The organism is Parabacteroides sp. ASF519 (assembly GCF_000364265.2).
Taxonomy (GTDB): domain Bacteria; phylum Bacteroidota; class Bacteroidia; order Bacteroidales; family Tannerellaceae; genus Parabacteroides; species Parabacteroides goldsteinii.
The window spans coordinates 2643618-2664431 of the sequence record NZ_AQFV02000006.1; the positions used below are offsets into that span (position 1 = coordinate 2643618).

General features: G+C 46.5%; 20 protein-coding genes and 1 pseudogene. 17 read left to right on the plus strand and 4 right to left on the minus strand.

The features are described 5' to 3' along the window. Positions 1-414 precede the first annotated feature (414 nt). Genes C825_RS10250 through C825_RS10260 form a run of 3 tightly spaced genes read left to right on the plus strand, consistent with a single transcriptional unit; the run spans position 415 to position 5935 of the window. Positions 415-2802 (plus strand): FtsX-like permease family protein, encoded by a 2388-nt coding sequence (locus C825_RS10250; protein WP_010802409.1) that lies wholly within the window; start codon positions 415-417, stop codon positions 2800-2802. 22 nt (positions 2803-2824) lie between these two features. Further along, positions 2825-5233 carry an ABC transporter permease gene (locus tag C825_RS10255; protein ID WP_010802410.1) on the plus strand — a complete coding sequence of 803 codons (2409 nt, stop codon included), beginning with the start codon at positions 2825-2827 and terminating at the stop codon, positions 5231-5233. Positions 5234-5260: 27 nt separating this feature from the next. Continuing rightward, on the plus strand, positions 5261-5935 hold the full coding sequence (locus C825_RS10260; protein WP_007659043.1) for an ABC transporter ATP-binding protein: 675 nt from the start codon (positions 5261-5263) through the stop codon (positions 5933-5935). Positions 5936-5953: 18 nt separating this feature from the next. On the opposite strand, the gene C825_RS10265 is transcribed toward C825_RS10260, so the two are convergent. Both C825_RS10265 and C825_RS10270 read right to left on the minus strand, forming a co-directional pair. Next, positions 5954-6490, minus strand: a complete 537-nt coding sequence (locus tag C825_RS10265; RefSeq protein ID WP_232434131.1) for a hypothetical protein — start codon at positions 6488-6490, stop codon at positions 5954-5956. 115 nt (positions 6491-6605) lie between these two features. Continuing rightward, positions 6606-6926 (minus strand): hypothetical protein, encoded by a 321-nt coding sequence (locus C825_RS10270; protein ID WP_228100001.1) that lies wholly within the window; start codon positions 6924-6926, stop codon positions 6606-6608. 160 nt (positions 6927-7086) lie between these two features. On the opposite strand from C825_RS10270, the gene hpt reads away from it, so the two are divergent. The 10 genes and pseudogenes from hpt to C825_RS10320 all read left to right on the plus strand — a co-directional run bounded on the left by hpt (position 7087) and on the right by C825_RS10320 (position 14472). Then, a complete protein-coding gene (hpt, locus tag C825_RS10275) occupies positions 7087-7629 on the plus strand; it encodes a hypoxanthine phosphoribosyltransferase (protein WP_007659039.1) in 543 nt (180 codons plus the stop codon). 64 nt (positions 7630-7693) lie between these two features. Continuing rightward, positions 7694-8263 (plus strand): adenylate kinase, encoded by a 570-nt coding sequence (locus C825_RS10280; protein WP_007659038.1) that lies wholly within the window; start codon positions 7694-7696, stop codon positions 8261-8263. 80 nt (positions 8264-8343) lie between these two features. Continuing rightward, positions 8344-9500, plus strand: a pseudogene (gene obgE, locus C825_RS10285) (GTPase ObgE). After that, positions 9445-10269 (plus strand): peptidoglycan editing factor PgeF, encoded by an 825-nt coding sequence (pgeF, locus tag C825_RS10290; RefSeq protein ID WP_007659036.1) that lies wholly within the window; start codon positions 9445-9447, stop codon positions 10267-10269. The pseudogene obgE and the gene pgeF overlap by 56 nt, the downstream one beginning before the upstream one ends. Positions 10270-10275: 6 nt before the next feature. Continuing rightward, entirely contained in the window at positions 10276-10965 is a 690-nt protein-coding gene (locus tag C825_RS10295) for a B3/B4 domain-containing protein (RefSeq protein WP_007659035.1), read from the plus strand. Between the two features lie 129 nt (positions 10966-11094). Beyond that, positions 11095-11295, plus strand: a complete 201-nt coding sequence (locus tag C825_RS10300; RefSeq protein ID WP_010802411.1) for a winged helix-turn-helix domain-containing protein — start codon at positions 11095-11097, stop codon at positions 11293-11295. A 148-nt stretch (positions 11296-11443) separates the two neighbouring features. Then, a complete protein-coding gene (locus tag C825_RS10305; RefSeq protein WP_007659032.1) occupies positions 11444-11737 on the plus strand; it encodes a coiled-coil domain-containing protein in 294 nt (97 codons plus the stop codon). Between the two features lie 5 nt (positions 11738-11742). Continuing rightward, a complete protein-coding gene (locus tag C825_RS10310) occupies positions 11743-12039 on the plus strand; it encodes a cell division protein ZapA (protein ID WP_007659031.1) in 297 nt (98 codons plus the stop codon). A gap of 105 nt (positions 12040-12144) precedes the next feature. Beyond that, positions 12145-13683: a ribonuclease Y gene (rny, locus tag C825_RS10315; protein WP_007659029.1), complete on the plus strand. Its 1539-nt coding sequence runs from the start codon at positions 12145-12147 to the stop codon at positions 13681-13683. A gap of 261 nt (positions 13684-13944) precedes the next feature. Beyond that, on the plus strand, positions 13945-14472 hold the full coding sequence (locus C825_RS10320) for a DUF1097 domain-containing protein (protein ID WP_007659027.1): 528 nt from the start codon (positions 13945-13947) through the stop codon (positions 14470-14472). A gap of 9 nt (positions 14473-14481) precedes the next feature. Here C825_RS10320 and C825_RS10325 read toward each other — a convergent pair whose 3' ends face one another. Both C825_RS10325 and C825_RS10330 read right to left on the minus strand, forming a co-directional pair. Beyond that, positions 14482-16323, minus strand: coding sequence for an LTA synthase family protein (locus C825_RS10325; RefSeq protein ID WP_044214848.1), 1842 nt, complete (start codon positions 16321-16323; stop codon positions 14482-14484). A gap of 57 nt (positions 16324-16380) precedes the next feature. After that, positions 16381-17994, minus strand: a complete 1614-nt coding sequence (locus tag C825_RS10330) for an ABC-F family ATP-binding cassette domain-containing protein (RefSeq protein ID WP_044214846.1) — start codon at positions 17992-17994, stop codon at positions 16381-16383. A gap of 125 nt (positions 17995-18119) precedes the next feature. Here C825_RS10330 and C825_RS10335 point away from each other — a divergent pair, with 125 nt between their 5' ends. The 4 genes from C825_RS10335 (at position 18120) to C825_RS10350 (ending at position 20752) form a co-directional block, all read left to right on the plus strand. Continuing rightward, positions 18120-19034 (plus strand): site-specific integrase, encoded by a 915-nt coding sequence (locus tag C825_RS10335; protein ID WP_007659023.1) that lies wholly within the window; start codon positions 18120-18122, stop codon positions 19032-19034. A 46-nt stretch (positions 19035-19080) separates the two neighbouring features. Next, entirely contained in the window at positions 19081-19614 is a 534-nt protein-coding gene (locus C825_RS10340) for a DUF3575 domain-containing protein (protein ID WP_010802412.1), read from the plus strand. Positions 19615-19626: 12 nt separating this feature from the next. Next, positions 19627-20082 carry a hypothetical protein gene (locus C825_RS10345; protein WP_007659021.1) on the plus strand — a complete coding sequence of 152 codons (456 nt, stop codon included), beginning with the start codon at positions 19627-19629 and terminating at the stop codon, positions 20080-20082. Positions 20083-20482: 400 nt separating this feature from the next. Beyond that, positions 20483-20752, plus strand: coding sequence for an HU family DNA-binding protein (locus C825_RS10350; RefSeq protein ID WP_007659020.1), 270 nt, complete (start codon positions 20483-20485; stop codon positions 20750-20752). The last annotated feature ends 62 nt before the right edge of the window (positions 20753-20814 follow it).

A 20814-nucleotide genomic window follows, 5' to 3' on the forward strand; every position in this document is an offset into this window, starting at 1 on the left:
GAGTTGACTATCGGTGAAATACCGTACGGAATCGTATAGGAAATTGTACGATATCGTACGGTTGTTATTGTTTTCGTCTATCAGATTGGTTGATTAATAGTTGCTTAATAGAATGGCATGAATGTTGCATGTTTATAAAAGAATGAAATAACCTTATGTCGGGAAGCCTGTTTTATGGCAATAACTGAACAGTAGGTTTTGCAAGTTCAGACAGGGAAGTTTCATCTTTTTTCAAAGGTGTAAGCTATTGTTTCATCATAATGAAACACTTGTTTCTATAAAGTGAAACAGTTGTTTCTTCAGTAAGAAACTCTTTTGGGAATATAAGGGGTTAATGAACAGGTACGGGGCTGGGGAAATGTGTACTTGCGAAGTTGAAATGAATAATAGAATGAATTGATAAAAGAAATAACCATGTTTAAACATTATGTGAAAGTAGCCATCCGGCAGATAAAGCGGAGTTTTCTGTTTTCATCTATCAATATGCTGGGATTTGTGTTGGGGATGACAGCCGCTTTCCTGATCTATCTCTGGATAGTGGATGAACTGACATTTGAAGATTTTAATAAGAACGGGGATTATATTTACCGGGTGATCCGTGAAGAGCAGTCTGCAAAAGGCCAGGTTCCTTCTACGGTTACCCCGCTTAGCGAAGTGTTTCGGAAGAATTTTTCGAAGGTGGAGAATGCGACCTTTATAAAGTATGGTGGTAAATATGATATTTACGCCGGGGATGTAGGTGTTGAGGCTAACTATGGATATGTCGATACGACATTCTTTGATGTATTCAGTTTTCCGGTTGTGGCAGGCGATCCGTTCCTGCTGAAGAAAGACCCTCAGATGGTCGTACTCTCAGAGGCGATTGCGGAGAAGCTGTTCGGTAAAACATCGGCTATAGGAAAAGAGGTCACCTGTAAATTCAATAAAAAATATTATAAGGTAGCGGCGGTATTGAAAGTGCCCCGCAAGAGTCATATACAGTTTGAGGTACTGGCAAGTTGGGATTCTTATTTGTGGGACGAAATAAAAGATGAACTTTGGGGATTCTCGGAGAGGATGCACGTTTTTATCCAACTAAAGAAAGGAACCTCTTTAACGGATGCCGATCGGCTGGCCATGCGCGACCTCTGGGTGAAGCATTCGCAATGGGGAAAGCCCCTGGCCTTCCAACCGTTGAAAGATATCCATCTGCGCACAGCATTTAAGGAGCCCAACGATGTGTATAATCACGGGAATATGCAGCAGATTTACCTTTTTGCGGCGTTGGCTGCCCTGATCATCTTTATGGGGGCATTTAATTTTATGACTTTATCGACGGCCCGTGCTTCTTTGCGTTCCAAGGAGATAGGCGTCCGGAAGGTGAACGGGGCGAAAAGGAAGAAGCTGATCACACAGTTTCTGTCGGAAAGTCTGGTGCAGGCTTTTATCTCGTTGCTGTTGGCGCTGGCGCTGACGGAATTGCTGTTACCGTTTTTTAATATGTTTGTAGAGAAGGATATTACTTTGCAATTCAATTGGCAGACCTTGTTGTTTGTGCTGTTCGGTATTGTCGGAGTCGGTTGCCTGGCAGGCTCTTTTTCTGCATTCTATATGTCGTCGTTCAGTCCGCTGCTGGCCTTCAAGGGAGGGCAGGCGAGCGGTAAGAAGGGGACGTTGATTAAGGGACTGGTGTGTGTGCAGTTTGTAATTGCAATAGTGATGATTATTTGTACGGCTGTCGCATTTAAACAACTTCATTATTTACAGAATGCCGACTTGGGATTGAATAAGGAACATCTGATTGAGGTCGATGTTTTGGACTGGCGTCGGGGAGCAGACGGTTTCAAACAGGAGATACTTAAAAATCCGTATGTGAAGAGTGTGGCGTTGGGTGTGGAGATAACCAACTACCTGCAAGGATATAGCTTTGAAGAAAATATGTTCAGGTGGGAAGATGAGAACGGGAAAACAGACTCGGTGAAGATGGTAGGAATGGTCGGAGACAGCGACTTTATTCCAACATTGGGGTTGACATTGTTGAAAGGAGAAACGTTCGGCTCAAATCCCGACCATTACTGGGATGGCTCTTATGCACAAGAATCGCCGATCGTTATCAATGAAACGGCATGGAAGATGCTGAAAGTAGAGAATCCGGTCGGTATGCTGCTGGCTGGCGGTGGCATCGGCATTCGTAATTCCAGGGTCGTTGGTGTTGTGAAAGACTTTAACTTCCAGCCGTTGCGGGAGAAGATAAAACCTGCATTCTTTTATTATACGGTTCAGTTGTTTAATTATATGTATGTTCGGATCTCGGCAGAGAAACAGGCGGAGACTCTGAAGTTCCTGAAAGAGAAATATGAGGAGGCACGTCCGGATATGCTCTTTAATTACCGTTTCCTGACGGATGTTCTGAATGAGAATTATACCCGCGAACGGCAACAAAGCCAGATGTTCCTGATCTTTACCGTGTTGGCTATTATCGTGGCGATGATGGGGGTGTTCGGTCTGGTGACTCTTTCAACGGTACAGCGAACGAAGGAGATCGGTGTCCGGAAAGTGAACGGTGCGCATTCCGACCGCATTGTCCGTATGTTTTGCCGGGAATATGCGATTTGGGTAGGCATTGCCTTTGTGGTCGCCTGTCCGCTCGGCTACCTGTTCATGCTGAGATGGCTGAGTGGCTTTGCTTATCAGACAACGATCAGTTGGTGGCTTTTCCCGCTATCGGGCGGCATTATCCTGCTGATAACGCTGTCGACCGTTATAGCGCAGACCTGGCGTGCCGCATCCAGGAACCCGGTACAATCATTACGGTATGAATAAAATAACAATAAATAAGAACGATATGATTAAGCATTATATAAAAGTAGCCATCCGGTTGATAAAACGGAGCTTTCTGTTTTCGTCTATTAATATGTTGGGATTCGTGCTGGGAATGACAGCCGCTTTCCTGATTTATCTCTGGATAGTGGATGAGCTGACATTCGAAGATTTCCACAGGAACCGCGACTCTGTCTACCGGGTGATTGCCGTAGACCGGAAAGACGGTGGGGAAATGAAAGAATCAGCTTACACGGTGGCCCCGTTGAGTAAAGCATTACGGGAGGAGTTCCCACAGATGGAGAATGCAACCTTTGTGCTCAACTTCGGTATGCTGAACCTTCATTCGGGAGCAAATCTGATCGAAGCGAAGTATACATTTGTGGATACGGCCTTCTTTGATATGTTCAGTTTCCCGGTGATAGCGGGCGATCCCGCCCTGATGAAGAAATACCCGCAGCAGATCGTGCTGGCGGAGTCTACGGCAAAGAAGTTGTTCGGAGATTCTCCGGCTGTCGGTAAAGATGTCACCTGTCTGTTTCTGGGGCAAGTTCACCGTTATAAAGTGGCGGCAGTTCTGAAGGTGCCCCGTAAAAGCCATATCCGGTTTGAAGTGTTGCTGAGTGAACAGGCCTATTTTGAACCGCTGAGCTGGGATTTTGCGGAAGGAACGAATGTATATATCCAGTTGAGGAAAGGCGCCGTATTGTCGGAAGCTGACCGGAAGGCTATGGGCCGTACCTGGATAAATCAGCGGGAAGACGGGAGGCCGTTGGAGTTCCAGCCATTGAAAGATATTCATTTACATACCTCATTTAAAGACCCGTCGGTCGATAATTACGGAAATATGTCGCAAATCTGGTTGTTTATGGCGTTGGCCCTGTTGATTATTTTTATGGGGGCATTCAACTTTACCACTTTGTCGACTGCCCGTGCATCGCTGCGTTATAAGGAGATCGGTGTCCGGAAGGTGACAGGGGCGAAACGGAAGATGCTGATTACGCAGTTCCTGTCCGAGAGTCTGGTTCAGGCTTTCCTTTCGCTGGTCCTGGCGTTGGCACTGACGGAATTGTTGTTGCCTTTCTTCAACCGGTTTGTCGGGAAAGATATTGTTTTGTTGTTTAACTGGCAGACTATGTTATTTATCCTGTTCGGTATAATAGGAGTCGGGAGTCTGGCAGGAGCGTTCCCTGCTTTCTATATGTCGTCGTTCAACCCTTTGCTGGCCTTTAAAGGCGGAAAGGCAACCGGCCGGAAAGGGACGCTTATCAAAGGCTTGGTGTGTGTGCAGTTTGTCATTGCCATTACGATGCTTTTTTCCACTTCGGTAGTCTTCCGTCAGCTTCATTACCTGCAAAATGCAGACCTCGGACTGGATAAGGAAGATATGGTCGTCGTGGATTGTGATGTATTCGAACTGATGGCCTACTACGGCAACCAGGGAATAGATGATTATAGGCAGGAAGTAATGAAAAATCCGAATGTCGGGAATGTGGCGGGAGGCGTGGACTTGTCGAATTACCTTCGGGGACATAAGACGGAAGAAGCCGTTTTCAGTTGGATGGGTGAAAACGGACAGGTCGATTCGCTGAAAATGGTCGGTGTTGTGGGGGACGGCAATTTTATGAAGACATTGGGAGTGACCTTGCTGAAAGGCGAATCTTTCGGTGCCGACAAGAATGCCTATATGGATGGCACTTATCAGAAGGAGTCGCCGGTAGTCATTAATGAAACCGCCTGGAAGATGATGCAGGTGAAAGACCCGGTAGGCATGGTCGTTCAGAATAAAGGATGGTTCGGGGAGACTGCGCGGATTGTCGGTGTGGTGAAGGATTTTCATTTTCAGTCGTTGCGTGAGGAGGTCAAACCGGCTTACATCTATTATTCCCGTCAATTATTGAATACAATGTATATAAAGATATCACCCGAGAATAAGGCGGGGACATTGAAGTTCCTGAAAGAGAAATATGAAGAGATGCGCCCGGACAATGTATTTTCCTACCGTTTCTTTTCCGATGCGTTGAACCTGAATTATGCCCATGAACAGCAGTTGAGCCGGATGTTTCTGATCTTTACGGTCCTGGCAATCGTTGTCGCCATGATGGGCGTACTGGGACTGGTTGCCCTGGCAACCGCACAGCGGACGAAGGAAATAGGTATCCGGAAAGTGAACGGTGCGCATTCCGACCGCATTGTCCGTATGTTTTGCCGGGAATATATGATTTGGGTGGGAATCGCCTTTGTGGTAGCCTGTCCGGTCGGTTATCTTCTGATGGTTCGCTGGCTGAGTAATTTTGCCTATCAGACTCCTATCAGTTGGTGGCTGTTTCCGCTGGCGGGACTGATTATCCTGCTGATAACCTTCCTGACAGTTGTAGCACAGACCTGGCGGGCAGCTTCTCGGAATCCGGTGGAGTCGTTGAGATATGAATAAATGAATAAGAATAATAAAATAAGCATCATGATAAAAGCAGTAAATTTAACGAAAGTATTTCGTACGGAGAGTGTTGAGACTACAGCCTTGAACGGTATTAATCTGGAAATAAACCAGGGAGAGTTCGTTGCAGTAATGGGGCCTTCGGGTTGTGGTAAATCGACATTACTGAACCTGTTGGGGTTGCTGGATAATCCGACATCCGGCGAGTTGTGGTTTCTGGAAGAAGAAGTTTCACGTTATACGGAGAATAACCGGACAGACTTGCGGAACGGTAATCTGGGATTTGTCTTTCAGAGTTTTAACCTGATAGACGAACTGACGGTCTTTGAGAATGTGGAATTGCCTCTTTTATATGCCGGAGTCCCGGTAAAGGAACGGGTTGCGAGGGTAAATGCCGCACTCGACCGGATGCAGATTGCCCATCGTACGGAACATTATCCGCAGCAGCTTTCCGGCGGACAGCAACAGCGCGTGGCTATTGCCCGTGCCATTGTAACGAATCCCAAGATCATCCTGGCGGACGAACCGACCGGAAACCTGGATTCGGTGAACGGAAACGAAGTCATGAATCTGCTTCTCGAACTCAACAAGGAAGGTTCAACTGTCGTCATGGTGACACACTCGGAAGAAAATGCCCGGATGGCAGGACGTTTAATCCGCATGATGGACGGAAATATCCTGACTGAAAGCAGGAAATAGAATAACATAAGAAAACACTCATCGACTGCCTGAGGTAAACCTGTCTAACCAGACGGGCCTGTCGGCATGAATATAAATAATACGTTTTTGTATATATTGTGCTATTAATACAGGGTCGGTGAGTGGGTTCTGTGCATCCATAAAAAGAATACTGTCAAATAAATCGAAGTGTTGATTTAGATTAAGATAGCATTGGTTAAAGTTCCATTCAATAGATTGTATAGGTAAATCATGTCCCTTTTTCTTTACCCGTATGCTGACATTGGTAATACTTTGCTCAACTGTATTTAATCCGAAAAATATGCCATGAATGATATATTGTTTTGATTTGAAGTGCATCACCTCATTCAGGCCAAAGTTGTCGGCAAAAGGTGTTTCTAATGCAAAATCTGTATGTTGCTCTATGCTGTGTTGACGCAACTCTTCATATTCTTCTTTTTGGTAATCATTAACCAGTTCATCGAACATTTCATTAAACATGTCATGTGTATAAGCCGGATAAAACTCTTTACGCTGTTTTTTATTTAAGCTCGATAAATAGGAGATGATTTCCATTTTTCGTTTATCCGGATCGTAGATTGGGAGGCCATTTGTATGTAGTTTCCCAAATGTACTTTTACCGGCGCCATTGGGACCCATAATAATATAAAAGATGGGAGGCATAGAGCATTTATTTCTTGATCAGGTTAAATAATTCACCTTCTCCCTGCGGGCGTGATGTTTTTATCTTCCTGAATTTGACTTCATGAGCATAGAGATTGTGTTCCGGATTAATAAGTTCAACGATGTCTTCACTTCCATCTGCATTGGCACGAATAAAACGATTGCTTTTTCTTACTCTTTTCTTATCTTTATATAAATATGGAATTTCTTGTTGCCAGCATTTTTGGATTTCGCTTTTACTTATTTCCATATGGAGTGGACGTGGCTGCAGGTTTTGCATCCGACTGATAAAAGATTTAGAAAATTCGTTGTTCGTTAATTTCCCCATATTGCTAATGTGCTACATTCTATCGCAAATATACGTATAAAATAAATAGGGAAAAGATTACATTCGCATTTTTTAGGGAAACTTCCTGATCTATGCAAATCTCTTGTTTGTGCTTCACTGAAAATATTGTACCTTTGCTCCCTCGAAAAATAAACGGTATATGGACAAGATCCGATTAAAAGATAAAGAATTTGAACTGCTTATCCCGGAGAAGGAGATCAAGGATGCCATTGCGAAGATGGCTAAACAGATTAAGGCAGATGTAGGAGATACTAACCCTCTGTTCGTAGGCATATTGAACGGGGCGTTCATGTTTACCGCAGAACTGATGCGGCAGATGGACACCTACTACGAAATTACGTTTGCCCGCTATTCTTCTTATCGTGGCCTCAATACCACCGGAGTTGTTCGTGAGATTATGCCGGTGCAGGCCGATGTGAAAGGACGTACCCTGATCCTGCTGGAAGACATTATCGATACCGGTTACACCATGCAGTTTGTTATGGATAAGCTGAGAAATGACGGTGCGGCGGATGTCAAGCTGGCAACCATGCTCTTCAAACCCGATTCCCTGAAATGCGATCTGAAGCCTGACTATGTCGGTTTGCAGATACCAAGCGACTTTATTGTCGGTTACGGGCTGGATTATGATGAAATGGGGCGTGCCTACCGGGATATTTACAAGGTGACAGTTAATAGTTGACAGATGACAGCTTACAGGTGAGTTTGATAACTGAAAAATACATTTATAAATAAGGAACAATATTATGTTGAACGTTGTTATTTTTGGAGCTCCGGGTTCAGGAAAAGGAACACAGAGTGAGTTGATCATTAAAGAGTATGGTTTGGATCACATTTCAACTGGTGATGTATTGCGTGCTGAAATGAAAGGTGAAACCGAACTTGGTAAGATCGCTAAGGATTATATTGAAAAAGGTCAGCTTGTACCGGATGAACTGATCGTTGATATGCTTGCCAAAGTATTGGACAGCAAAGCCAGTTCAAAAGGTGTTATCTTCGATGGTTTCCCCCGTACTATCCCGCAGGCAAAAGCATTGAAAGAAATGCTGAACAAACGCGGTACGGATGTTTCAGTGATGCTGAACCTGCAGGTTGAAGAAGAAGAACTGATTTCTCGTCTGCTGGAACGCGGCAAAGTATCGGGACGTTCGGACGATAACCTCGAAACAATCAAATCGAGACTGGATGTTTATCACAAACAGACAGCACCTTTGGCAGATTACTATGTGGGAGAAGGCAAACACGTCGGTATCCACGGAATGGGTACAGTCGAAGAAATCTTCGATCGTATCAAAGAAGCGATCAATAATTTGTAAATTAAACAATGTGCCGATATGTCAATAAGGGTTTCTTCATTGGCACATTGGCATATTATCACATTAAATAATTATTTTTTATGGCTGAATCAAACTTTGTAGATTACGTAAAGATCTATTGCCGCTCAGGAAAGGGCGGAAGAGGGTCTTCTCACTTTCGTCGTGAGAAATATATTCCGAAAGGAGGCCCGACGGAGGCGACGGGGGGCGAGGAGGCCATGTGTATCTTCGTGGCAACCGGAATTACTGGACCCTCCTGCATCTGAAGTTCGAACGTCATATCATGGCAACGAACGGCGAAGGCGGCAGTGCCAAGCGCAGTTTCGGAAAAGACGGTGAAGATCGGGTGATCGAAGTGCCGTGCGGAACTGTAGTATATGATGCCGAAACCGGCGAATATATCTGCGACGTGACCGAAGACGGACAGGAAGTTATGCTGCTGAAAGGTGGTCGTGGCGGACAAGGCAACTGGCATTTCAAGACATCTACCAACCAGGCTCCCCGTTATGCTCAACCGGGCGAACCGGCTCAGGAACGCAAAGTCATCCTGCAATTGAAGTTGCTGGCTGATGTGGGGTTGGTAGGTTTTCCGAATGCCGGAAAGTCGACTTTGCTTTCTGTCGTATCGGCGGCTAAGCCGAAGATTGCGAACTATCCGTTCACGACACTGGAGCCGAACTTGGGTATCGTAAGTTATCGTGACCATCGTTCATTCGTGATGGCCGATATTCCCGGTATTATTGAAGGAGCCAGTGAAGGGAAAGGTCTCGGACTCCGTTTCCTTCGCCATATCGAACGAAACTCGCTGCTTCTGTTTATGATTCCGGCGGATACCGACGATATTAAAAAGGAATACGAGATCCTTCATAACGAACTGGTAAAATACAATCCCGAATTGTTGGGTAAAAGCCGTGTGCTGGCAATCACCAAGAGTGATATGCTGGATGACGAGCTGATCGAAGCCCTGTCGGAGGATTTACCCGAAGGCATTCCGCATGTGTTTATCTCTTCCATTACCCAGCAGGGTATTACGGAGTTGAAAGACCTGTTGTGGAAGGAACTGAATAAGGAAACCTTCCACGAAGTCGAGAACATCGTCCACCAGAACATCGATGTCAGTTCGATACCGCTGGATGATGATGACGATGATTTCGTCTTTCCTGTCGACGATGACGATCCGGATGAAGAGTATGAAGAATACGAGTGGGACGACGAAGATGAAGAAACTGAAAAGTAATACAGTAGAAATGTTGCAATTCTCCGGATTAAGCGGAGAATGCAACATTTCTCATTTTATAACGACTCGTCACGGAGGAGTGAGCCAGGGTAATTATGCGACGATGAATCCGGGAGAGTTCAGCGGTGACGATCCGGCTTCCGTCCGGATGAACCGTCAGCTTCTTTCGGATGCAATGGGAATTTCTCCCGAAAGGATTTTTGCGCCTTGTCAGGTGCATGAAGCGGAAATAAGTTGTATTGATGCCCAACAGCAGGAGATGTACGGAAAAGATGCACTGGTGACGAATATACCGGGAATCTGCATCGCTGTCTCTACGGCAGACTGTGTCCCGGTTCTGGTCTATGCGCCGGATAAGAAAGTGGTGGCGGCTATCCATGCCGGATGGCGGGGAACGGTAAAGCAGATCGTTGCTAAAACCATCCGTTGTATGGCGGACCGTTATTCCTGTGATCCTGCCCTGATGATGGCGGGTATCGCCCCGTCGATCAGTAAGGAGGCTTTCGAGGTGGGCGAGGAGGTGGTCGATGCTTTCAGGGAGACTCGTGTGGATATGAATCGTATCATGGAACGAAACGCTCAGACCGGTAAAGCCCATATCGACCTCTGGGAGGCAAACCGTATCCAGTTGCTGCAATCCGGATTATTGCCGGAGCGTATTGAAGTTTCCGGAATCTGCACCTATCAGCATCATGAAGATTTTTTCTCCGCCCGCCGGGTGGGAATAAAAAGCGGACGTATCCTGTCCGGTATAATGATTAAAGAGTAATACTATATGATACATGTTTCTATCTCGGAAGAAATAGCGAAGGCTTGCCCGGACCTGCATGTCGCCGTTGTGGAATGCGACGTGGTAAACACCGTTTCGGACGAACAATTGTGGAATGAAATAACAGAAGTGGAAACCCATATCCGCACAACCTGCAAACTGGAAGATATAAACAAATTTCCTCCTATCCAGGCAACCAGGCAGGCTTATAAGCGTCTGGGTAAAGATCCGAACCGTTACCGTCCTTCGGCGGAAGCGCTTCGCCGGCGTATCCTCCGCGAATTACCCTTATATAAAATAGATACATTGGTCGATATAATCAATCTCCTGTCTATTCAGAGCGGTTATTCTATCGGCGGGTTCGATGCCGGTAAGATTGACGGGAACCTGGTGCTGGGTGTCGGTCGGGAAGGCGAGATTTATCATGGAATAGGCCGTGGCGAACTGAATATAGCCGGCCTCCCGGTCTATCGCGATAATCAGGGAGGCGTTGGTACTCCGACCAGCGATGAAGAACGAACCAAGATCGACATGAATACGGGAAAGCTGTTAATGATTATAAACGGATACTCCGGAAAAGAAGGTCTGCAAGAGGCGTTGACCTATGGGGTGTCCCTATTAACCCGATATGTATCAACAACTAATTTGGAAATGGAGTTGATTACGCCTGAAAGTAGAGTGAAAATTATGTTATAAACGCGTTAATTATGTTTAGAAACCTCAAAAACACCCGTTTTTATGCTAAAAAACATCTATTTCCTTTTGTTTTAATCGATTAATCTATAAATTTGCCCCCGTTAACGAATTAACAAAACGAAAAAGAAAATGATCGAATTGATTGGTACAAACGCCGGCCTTGTTTGGACAGTTTTAAACGAAGGCGGAAAAATGAGTGTTAAGGCAGTAAAGAAAGCAACTAGGATCAAAGCAGAAAAAGATATGTATGCTGCATTTGGTTGGTTAGCAAAAGAAGGAAAGTTGTCTTTCGAAGAGATTGAAGGTGAATTATTTGTTGCGTTGATCTAATCGCGTAACCGATACTTGGTTAGGAGGGCTGTTCGGATATTATTTGGACGGCCTTTTGTGTGTTTGGATGTTTTCTGTTTAAAAAAACAGACCGCCTTGTTGTTTAATTCAATTCTAAATTTTACTTTTGTCTAGAATTTGGTGTGAAATGACCGAAGATCAAAAGAGATTGTTGGCTGTATTTGAGGTTAGAGTTCGTGATTTAATGGAATTATGTAATAAGCAAAACCATAAGATCGACGAGCTCACAACTGTTTTGAACCATAAGGAAGCAGAACTGAAGCAGGCAATAAAAACGATTGAAGAGTTGAATACCAAATGCGATAAACTACTGACAGCAAGAGTCGTTTCCGTAAATGAAGGGGAAATGAAAAGTGCAAGGATGCGTTTATCGAAGTTAGTGCGGGAAGTAGACAAGTGCATTGCACTATTAAACGAATAGAAGCGATGGACGATAAATTTCTTATACATTTAGATATAGCCGAAAAGAGTTACGGTCTTTGGATTGATCGGAAAGACGAGCAATTGGCGCGGGATGCCGCCAAGCAGATACGTAATAAGATCAATCAGTATCGGCAAAATTTTGCTCAGTCCGATGTGGATGTAAAAGATTTGTTAGCCATGGTTGCTTTTCAATTGTCTATGACTAATTTGCAATTGGAAGATAAAAACGATACAAGTCCTATTACAGATAAGATACAGGAACTCACGGGTGAGTTGGAACAGTATTTGAAGGATAAGTAATTATAATATAATTGTAAGAAGAGTTTCCGCACTGCTCTGCACGGTTGCCGTGTATTGTAGTGCTTTTTTTGTTTTATATATATATGAATTTAAATTATAAGTAAAATGACAGTGTATATAATCATATCATCAATTGTAGCTCTCCTGATAGGAGGGTTGTTGACGTGGTTGAGCATGCGTTTTCTTCTGAAGTCGAGGTACGATTCCGTACTGAGGGAAGCCGAGAAGGAAGCGGAAGTGATCAAGAAAAACAAATTGCTGGAAGTAAAGGAAAAATTCCTTCATCTGAAAGCGGATCTGGAAAAACAAGTATCGGCAAGGAACGCAAAGATCCAGTCGGCCGAAGGTAAGTTGAAACAACGTGAACTGACACTCAACCAGCGTCAGGAAGATTTGCAGCGTAAAAACTGCGAGATTGATGCGGTGAAAGAAAATCTGGCTACTCAATTGGAATTGGTGGATAGAAGAAAACAGGATTTGGAAAAACTTCATCAACGGGAGATCGAGCAGCTGGAAGCCCTTTCCGGACTTTCTGCCGATGAGGCGAAAGAACGCCTGATCGAATCGTTGAAAGACGAAGCCAAATCGGAAGCAACTTCTTATATCAATGAAATCATGGAAGAAGCGAAGATGACGGCTAATAAAGAAGCAAAGAAGATCGTTATCCAGTCTATCCAACGTGTAGCGACTGAAACTGCTATCGAAAACTCCATTACCGTATTCCATATCGAATCGGATGAGATCAAAGGACGTATCATTGGACGTGAAGGCCGTAACATCCGTGCCCTGGAAGCAGCTACCGGTATTGAGATCGTTGTCGACGATACCCCCGAAGCGATCGTTCTTTCCGGCTTTGACCCGGTTCGCCGTGAGATTGCCCGTCTGGCATTGCACCAGTTGGTACAGGACGGACGTATCCATCCGGCCCGTATCGAAGAGGTGGTGACGAAAGTTAAAAAACAGGTGGAAGACGAAGTGGTTGAAACCGGTAAACGTACGGTGATCGACCTGGGTGTTCATGGACTGCATCCTGAACTGATCCGTATGATCGGTAAGATGAAATACCGTTCTTCTTATGGTCAGAACCTGTTGCAGCATGCCCGTGAAACGGCTAACCTTTGTGCCGTGATGGCTTCTGAATTAGGATTGAACCCGAAGAAAGCGAAACGTGCAGGTTTGTTACATGATATTGGTAAGGTGCCTGATGATGAACCGGAATTGCCGCACGCAATCCTGGGTATGAAGCTTTGCGAAAAATATAAGGAAAAACCGGATATTTGCAATGCAGTAGGTGCCCACCACGATGAGGTTGAGATGCAGACATTGCTGGCACCGATTGTTCAGGTTTGTGACGCTATCTCCGGAGCTCGTCCGGGTGCCCGTCGTGAAATCGTTGAGGCTTATATCAAACGTTTGAACGATCTGGAACAATTGGCTCTTTCTTATCCGGGTGTTGTGAAGACTTATGCTATCCAGGCAGGCCGCGAGCTTCGCGTTATTGTTGGGGCAGATAAGATCGACGACAAGGATACGGAAAACCTGTCAAACGAAATCGCAAAGAAGATACAGGACGAAATGACTTATCCGGGGCAGGTAAAGATTACGGTTATCCGCGAAACCCGTGCTGTAAGTTATGCGAAATAAAGTCCTTTAGGATATATTTGAAACTAAAATTTAAGGTGGCCGGTCTGAAGAGATCGGCCATTTTTTGTTGGCTGAAACTGTTAATTATTAGACTGTCGGGAATATATATCAGGGTGATGTGAATAGTCTATTTTGCACAATAACAAGTTGTTATCTGTCTTTTCGCGTTGTGTTTTATCAGTTAAATTAATATATTTGCCGTGAGAGGTACGAAAATCACTATATTCTATATCTAATTACTCATTTAAATCTTTTACCACAATGACACTAAAAAAGTTTGTTTTGATTCCCGTGATTATTGGTGTTTTAGCATGCCTGATACAGGCATTGGACCAGTTGTTGTACACCTCCGTGCCTCCCGAAGGAAATGTCGGTTTTAGTTGGATCTCTTTTCAGTCGTGGGCGGTTTACTTCCTGGCCGGTTGTACGGTGAGGGGAGGGATAAAAGCCTTTATTGCTTATGCGATCGGTATTGCTGCCTCCATTGTTATTATGGTTCTAGGCGGTGCGATGACGCCTGCTCTGGGATTCTTTGCCGTACCTGTGGCGGTAGGAGTGATTGCTTTCTGTGCTATTTTCTGTGAGCGGAGCGAATGGCTGTCCTTAGTACCGGCGTTGTTTATTGGTGCAGGTGCTTTCTTCGCCTTTATGAATTATGTGCCGAATGCCACTTTTGCTACGGCAGCTCTGACGGAGATGATTTATTGTACGATCGGTCTCTTATTCGGTTATATCACTATCTGCCTGCGTAGTGCTTATGAAAAGAAAGTAAGCGAAGACGCAGAGTAGCATTTTTCTTCACCTGCTACCCAAATCGTCATACAGCGTTTGTAACAGTACTTTGCCTTTATTCAGGCGGGTTTCGCTGTTTGTTACCGGGGTTTCGAGCAAGGGTTTGTTGCTTTCGTTGTCGTATATTGAAACGCCTGTGCTGTCGATGAAACCGAATCCGTTGGGGAAGGTGTAGAAGGCGTATTTTGGGGAGCCGGGATCGAGTATGTCGCGGCTGAATATGAAGGAGTCGTGCGGCAGGTTCAGCTGGTACAATAGGGTGGCAGCCAGATCTGTCTGGTTGGCATAGGTGTCGATCACCATCGGCTCTTTAACGGCTCCGCCCAACCAGATCATCGGGATGTGGAAACGGCGGGGTTCGTAATCCGTCAGTGTTGAAGGGTAACGGAAACCGTGGTCGGATACCAGCACGATCAGCGTGTTCTTCCAGGTCGGCAATTCCTTTAGCTTATCTACAAAGCTACCGATGCAACTGTCGGTAAATGCAACGGAATTGAGATACGGGTCATCCAGATGGTGGAAAGGCACTTCGAACGGTTCATGGCTGCTCAATGTCAGGAATGTACTGAGCCACGGTGTTTTTTCGTCCCGGCTTTTGATCGATTCGTATAGATGGGTGAAAGTAATATCATCGTTTGCTCCCCATTTACTGAGGCGGCTGGAGAGTGGAAAGTCACGGTCGGCAGTGATTTGGCTGTATCCCGAACTGAAGAAGTAACTTTGCATATTCGTAAAGTTGATATCTCCCCCGTAAAGCATATCGGCTACATATCCCTGTTCTCCCAGGCTTTTGGCGATAGAAGGAAGTGTCTGGCTTTTGGCGGGATACTTCATGATAGAAGTCGTAGGTTGTGCCAGGTAACCGTTCAGTACGGCAACAATCCCCCTGTCGGTACGGAAGGAGTTGGCATACATATTGGTGAAGGTGATCCCCTCTTTGCTTAGCCTGTTCAGATTCGGGGTGATCCCCGCTTCTCCTCCCACGGCTTCGATGGCGTTTGCCGTAAAACTTTCCATCAAGATGATCAGTATGTTTGGACGGTCGGTTGTCAGCAGATTGACCTTTTCCGTGTTATTTGTCAGGCTGTCATCCGGAAGGGTCAGTGCGGCATAACGCTCCTTTCTCTCTTCTTCCGGGAAGAAATTGAACTGGGCGGCAAAATCCTGTTGTTTGCTGAGAGAAGCGAGCAGGCTGAATGCCGGATTGATCGCTGAGTGGTTCAGAAACTGGTTTTTGCTGAAATAGACCATGCCGACATTGGCGGTTGAAGTAGTCACGCCTCCCCGGATCGGAATGAAAAGGATGCCGGCGAGCAGCAGGACTATGATGGTCCCTCCCAATCTGTTACGGGCCGGAGTCACGGGAAATAAAGGTACGATAAACCGTTTAAACAACCAGAATATCCCGTAAGCATAGATCCCGAAAAGAGCGAACTGAAGCAGGAATGTACCGACCGGCACGCTGGCCATGGCATCGGCGGGTGATTGCAGGTAAAAGAACAGGGTAGCGTCCAGCCGGAACCCCCAATAACCATACAGGGCAACGTCTACCGCAAAGATGGCTGCAACCACGATTCCCATAATCAGAAAATAACTTTTCAGGAACTTCTGATAGAACCTCCCCGGCAACCAGATGGAAATCAATACAGAGAGAAGCGGAATAACTGTCAGATACCCTGAAACCGTACAATCCAGCAATAGACCATGAGTAATTACCTTAAGGTAATCGGTTAGCGAACACCCGTTCGCTAAGGCATGGTGATATAACATGAAGACCGGCTTTTGAATGGCGAGGACCGGAAGCCAACCAATAAATACTGTCAGAAGAAATAACAACCGCTTTTTCATCTCTATATAATATATGTAATACACACACCCTGCCCCCTCTCCAGAGGAGAAAAGTTACTATTTATATAACTTTTCTCGTAATTCGGCTACTGTCGGATCGGTGATGTAATCATCGTAATCCATCATCTTGTCGATGATGCCGTTAGGTGTCAGTTCGATAATACGGTTTGCCACCGTCTGGATGAACTCGTGGTCATGACTGGAGAAAAGGACGTTTCCTCTGAATGACTGCAACGTATTATTGAATGCCTGGATAGATTCCAGATCTAGGTGGTTGGTCGGTGTATCCAGGATCAGGCAGTTTGCATCCGTCAACATCATCCGGGAAATCATGCAACGCATCTTTTCACCTCCGGACAATACGCTAACCTTTTTCAGCAATTCTTCACCCGAGAACAGCATACGGCCGAGGAAACCTTTCAGGAATACTTCGTTAGTATCTCCGGCGAACTGGCTCAGCCAGTCGATCAGGTTATAATCGGAATCGAAATATTTGGCATTATCCAACGGCAGATAGGTCGTTGTGATCGTCTGGCCCCATTGGAAAGTACCGGCTTCCGGCTTTTCTTCTCCGTTGATAATCTGGAAGAGGGCAGTCATGGCACGCGGGTCGCGGCTGATGAATACAATCTTGTCGTCCTTTTCTACGTTGAAGTTCAGATCTTTGAACAAAACCTTACCTTCGATGCTTTTCGTCAGTCCTTTCACTTCGAGAATCTGGTTGCCCGGTTCGCGGTTCGGGGTAAAGATAATACCCGGGTAACGGCGTGAAGACGGTTTGATCTCTTCGATATTCAGCTTTTCGATCATCTTCTTACGGCTGGTAGTCTGTTTGGACTTCGCCACGTTGGCACTGAAACGGCGGATAAACTCTTCCAGTTCCTTTTTCTTTTCTTCCGCTTTCTTGTTCTGGTTCTGCTGCTGACGGAGTGCCAACTGGCTTGATTCGTACCAGAAGCTATAATTACCGGCAAACATTTGCAGTTTACCGAAGTCGATATCTACGGTGTGTGTACAGACAGAGTCGAGGAAGTGACGGTCGTGGCTCACTACCAGGATCGTGTGGTCGGAGTTGGACAGGTAATTTTCCAGCCAGCTCACCGTTTCCAGGTCGAGGTCGTTGGTCGGCTCATCCAGTAGCAGGTTGTCCGGCTGTCCGAAAAGAGCGCGGGCAAGTAATATACGCACCTTCTGCTTACCGCTCAGGTCTTTCATCATGCTGTAATGGTACTCTTCGGCGATACCCAGGCCGCTCAACAGGTTGGCTGCATCGCTTTCGGCGTTCCATCCTTCCATCTCGGCGAACTTCTCTTCGAGTTCCGAAACGCGGATACCGTCGGCATCGCTGAAGTCAGGCTTTTCGTAAAGCGCATTCTTTTCGCTCATGACTTCCCACAAGGTGGTATGTCCCATCAGGACCGTGTCCATAACCGTATGTTCGTCAAAAGCAAAGTGGTCCTGGCTTAATACCGAAAGACGTTCTCCCGGGCCTAAAGTTACCGAACCGCGTGTCGGGTCGAGCTGTTTGCTGATCACGCGGAGAAATGTTGATTTTCCGGCACCGTTGGCACCGATAATACCGTAGCAGTTACCCGGCGTAAACTTCATGTTTACATCCTGAAAGAGGATACGTTTGCCGAACTGTACGTCCAGATTGTTTACTGTTATCATATATTGAATACCTATTAATTTTTCGAATGAGTGCGCAAAGATACTAAAATCTATTGACTTTTTGGAACTTCCCGCAGCGTATAACTTGTTGTACATTTGTTTTTTTCTATAATGATATAAGAAATATGACACAAAACATTTTCGTTTACATGGACTTTCAGGTCGCCTGGAAACGGGAGGCGGGAAAGGATAGTACGGCTGATCTTTACCGCGTGGTTCGCAACCGGCTGTACCGTTTTTGGAAAGGCGCTTCGCTGCAATGGACAGATATAACCGCCGCCATGGTAGATGATTTTGGCAGTTCGCTACGCGCCGAAGGGCTGGCGGTGAATACGGTGAACAGTTACCTGAGCAGTTTCCGGGCACTTTGCCATACCGCTTTGCGGGAAGGATTGCCTGGACCGGCCAGCGACCCTTTTGCCGGGTTGCATCTCAAACGGGAGGAAACGGCCAAACGTGCCTTGAAGATCGCGGAAGTCAATAAAGTGATGCAGGCGGACTATCCGGGGGAACCCTCGCTGCGTGAAGCGCTAGACCTGTTTATTTTCTCTTATCTCGCCTGCGGAATCCCCTTTGTGGACCTCGCCTACCTGACAAAGAAAAACATCGTGGGCGGCGAGATCGTCTATTACCGGCATAAGACCGGGGCACTGATACGGGTGGGGATTACGCCTGCCATGCGGTTACTCTTGAGAAAGTACGGGCAGAAAGGTTCCCCTTACCTTTTCCCGGTCCTCTCGGCGGGCAAGGACGGACACGAAGCCTATAAAACTGCGCTTCGTAAATACAACAGCCTGCTCGTGATTATCGGCGCCCGCCTGCATCTGTCGGTGAAGCTGACTTCCTATGTGGCACGCCATTCGTGGGCTACCGAGGCGCTCCGTCAGAATATCCCGGTGGCAGTAATCAGCCAGGCCATGGGACATACTTCGGAGAAGACAACCCGTATCTACCTGGCCCAACTGGACCAGTCGGTACTGAACAAGGCGAATGCGAAGATTACGAAGAAAGCGGCCGATATGTTTCTGGAAAGGGCCTGAACCCTTATTTCGTAAATAAGGTCTATAGGATAAAGAAAGATAAACGATGGAAAAGAGACTCTTTTATATACTGATACTCATGTGTTTGCATATGGTATCCATTCCTCTTCACGGACAATATGTGTCATTGAAAAGTAACCTTCTCTATTTGGGAACGAGCACCTCGAATATGGGATTCGAGTTCCGCCTGGGCAGGAAAATGAGTCTTGACCTTTGGGGCGCTTACAATGCCTGGGAGTTCAAAAACGATATGTCGCTCAAACATTACCTCGTACAACCCGAACTGCGCTACTGGCCCTGCCAGACGTATGAGGGCCACTTCTTCGGCCTTCACGGCCACTACGGCCATTTCAATATCGGAAATATCCCGTTTATCCCGGGAATGGAAGAGAAAAACTACCGGGGCTACCATTGGGTGATCGGCCGCCATTGGGGGGAAGCGTTTGTCGGTGCCGGCTACGCCTATATGCAATATGAAAAATACGTCTGCTACGACTGTACGGAAGTGCTCGGAATATTCCGCCGTCATTATTTCGGCCCGACGCGTGCGGACGTCTCCCTGATCTTTTTTATCCACTAATCCGCCCGGCATATGAAACATTTCCTATACATATTATATATAGCCTTTTCCGCCGCCCTTCCGGCCCGTACCCTCGCAGAGGGTGGGGAAGGAGTACCGCCCTGTGTGAAGATAGCCGGCGAACCCACTGCCGCGATCTACAACCGCTATAACAAGGAAATCCGTTTCCTGATCCCCGAAGATGAATCCGGTATTTCGCAGTTTCGTCAGGTGCTGGTCGCCAGCTACGCCTCGCCCGAAGGCTCCTACCAGCATAACGAGACATTGTCGCGCCAGCGTGCCGAAGAGTTCCGCACCTACATCAGCCGCCGTTACCTGTCGGAAGGCTGCCCGGTGATCTGTGGCAGCGTGGCGGAAGACTGGAGGAACTGCGCCGCATGGTCTCTGTTTCCGGCAAACCCTATGCGGAAGCAGTCTGTTTCATCATCGACAACTACGGCATCTTCGAAGGCTGCGAAACCTACCTGATGCAACTGGAAGACGGCCGCGTCTACGGCGAACTACTGCGCGACATCTTCCCCTACCTGCGCCGCGTGGAACTGCGCCTCAGTTAAGAATCGGCTCCGGTTAGCGACGCCGAAGCCGCCCGCCTCTTATATTCGCATCCCGCCCGGCTCACCCTGTCGGAGATGTACCGCGTAGCTCGTTACTACCCGCCGGCCATTACCTCGACCGTGAAGACGTAAAAACCTACCCCGCACCGCCATCAACCGCCAGGTTATGTTAGAGTTGATTATCAGCGACGAAAGTGTCTCTCTCCCCTCTCGAGAGACTAGTTTTTACACAGTCTCTCAAGAGGGGAGCCAGTAACAATCAGTCTATAATTGGATAGTTCTATTTTGATAATAACAGAAACAACCTAATAATTATGAATAAAACAGACTTAATAAAATCAATGGCATCCCGGGTCGGATGTACCGAGGTGGTTGCGCGGCAGATGGTGGAGGTTCTGATGGAGGAGGGACTGAGTGACGGGAACGATATTGTTCTGCAAGGCTTCGGCACTTTCCGTCCCTGGAAACAGAGTTTTCGTGCAGGCCGTAATCCCCGTACCGGAGAGAGTTGTCCGATCGCTCCCCGTACCAGCGTCAGGTTTAAGGTTGGTAAGAATTTGTTGAGAGCAATGAATAAACGTTAACACGGATCGCGTTCGTTCCGTTATTTATGGCGGGGACTTTTCACTATCAACAGGATAGCATG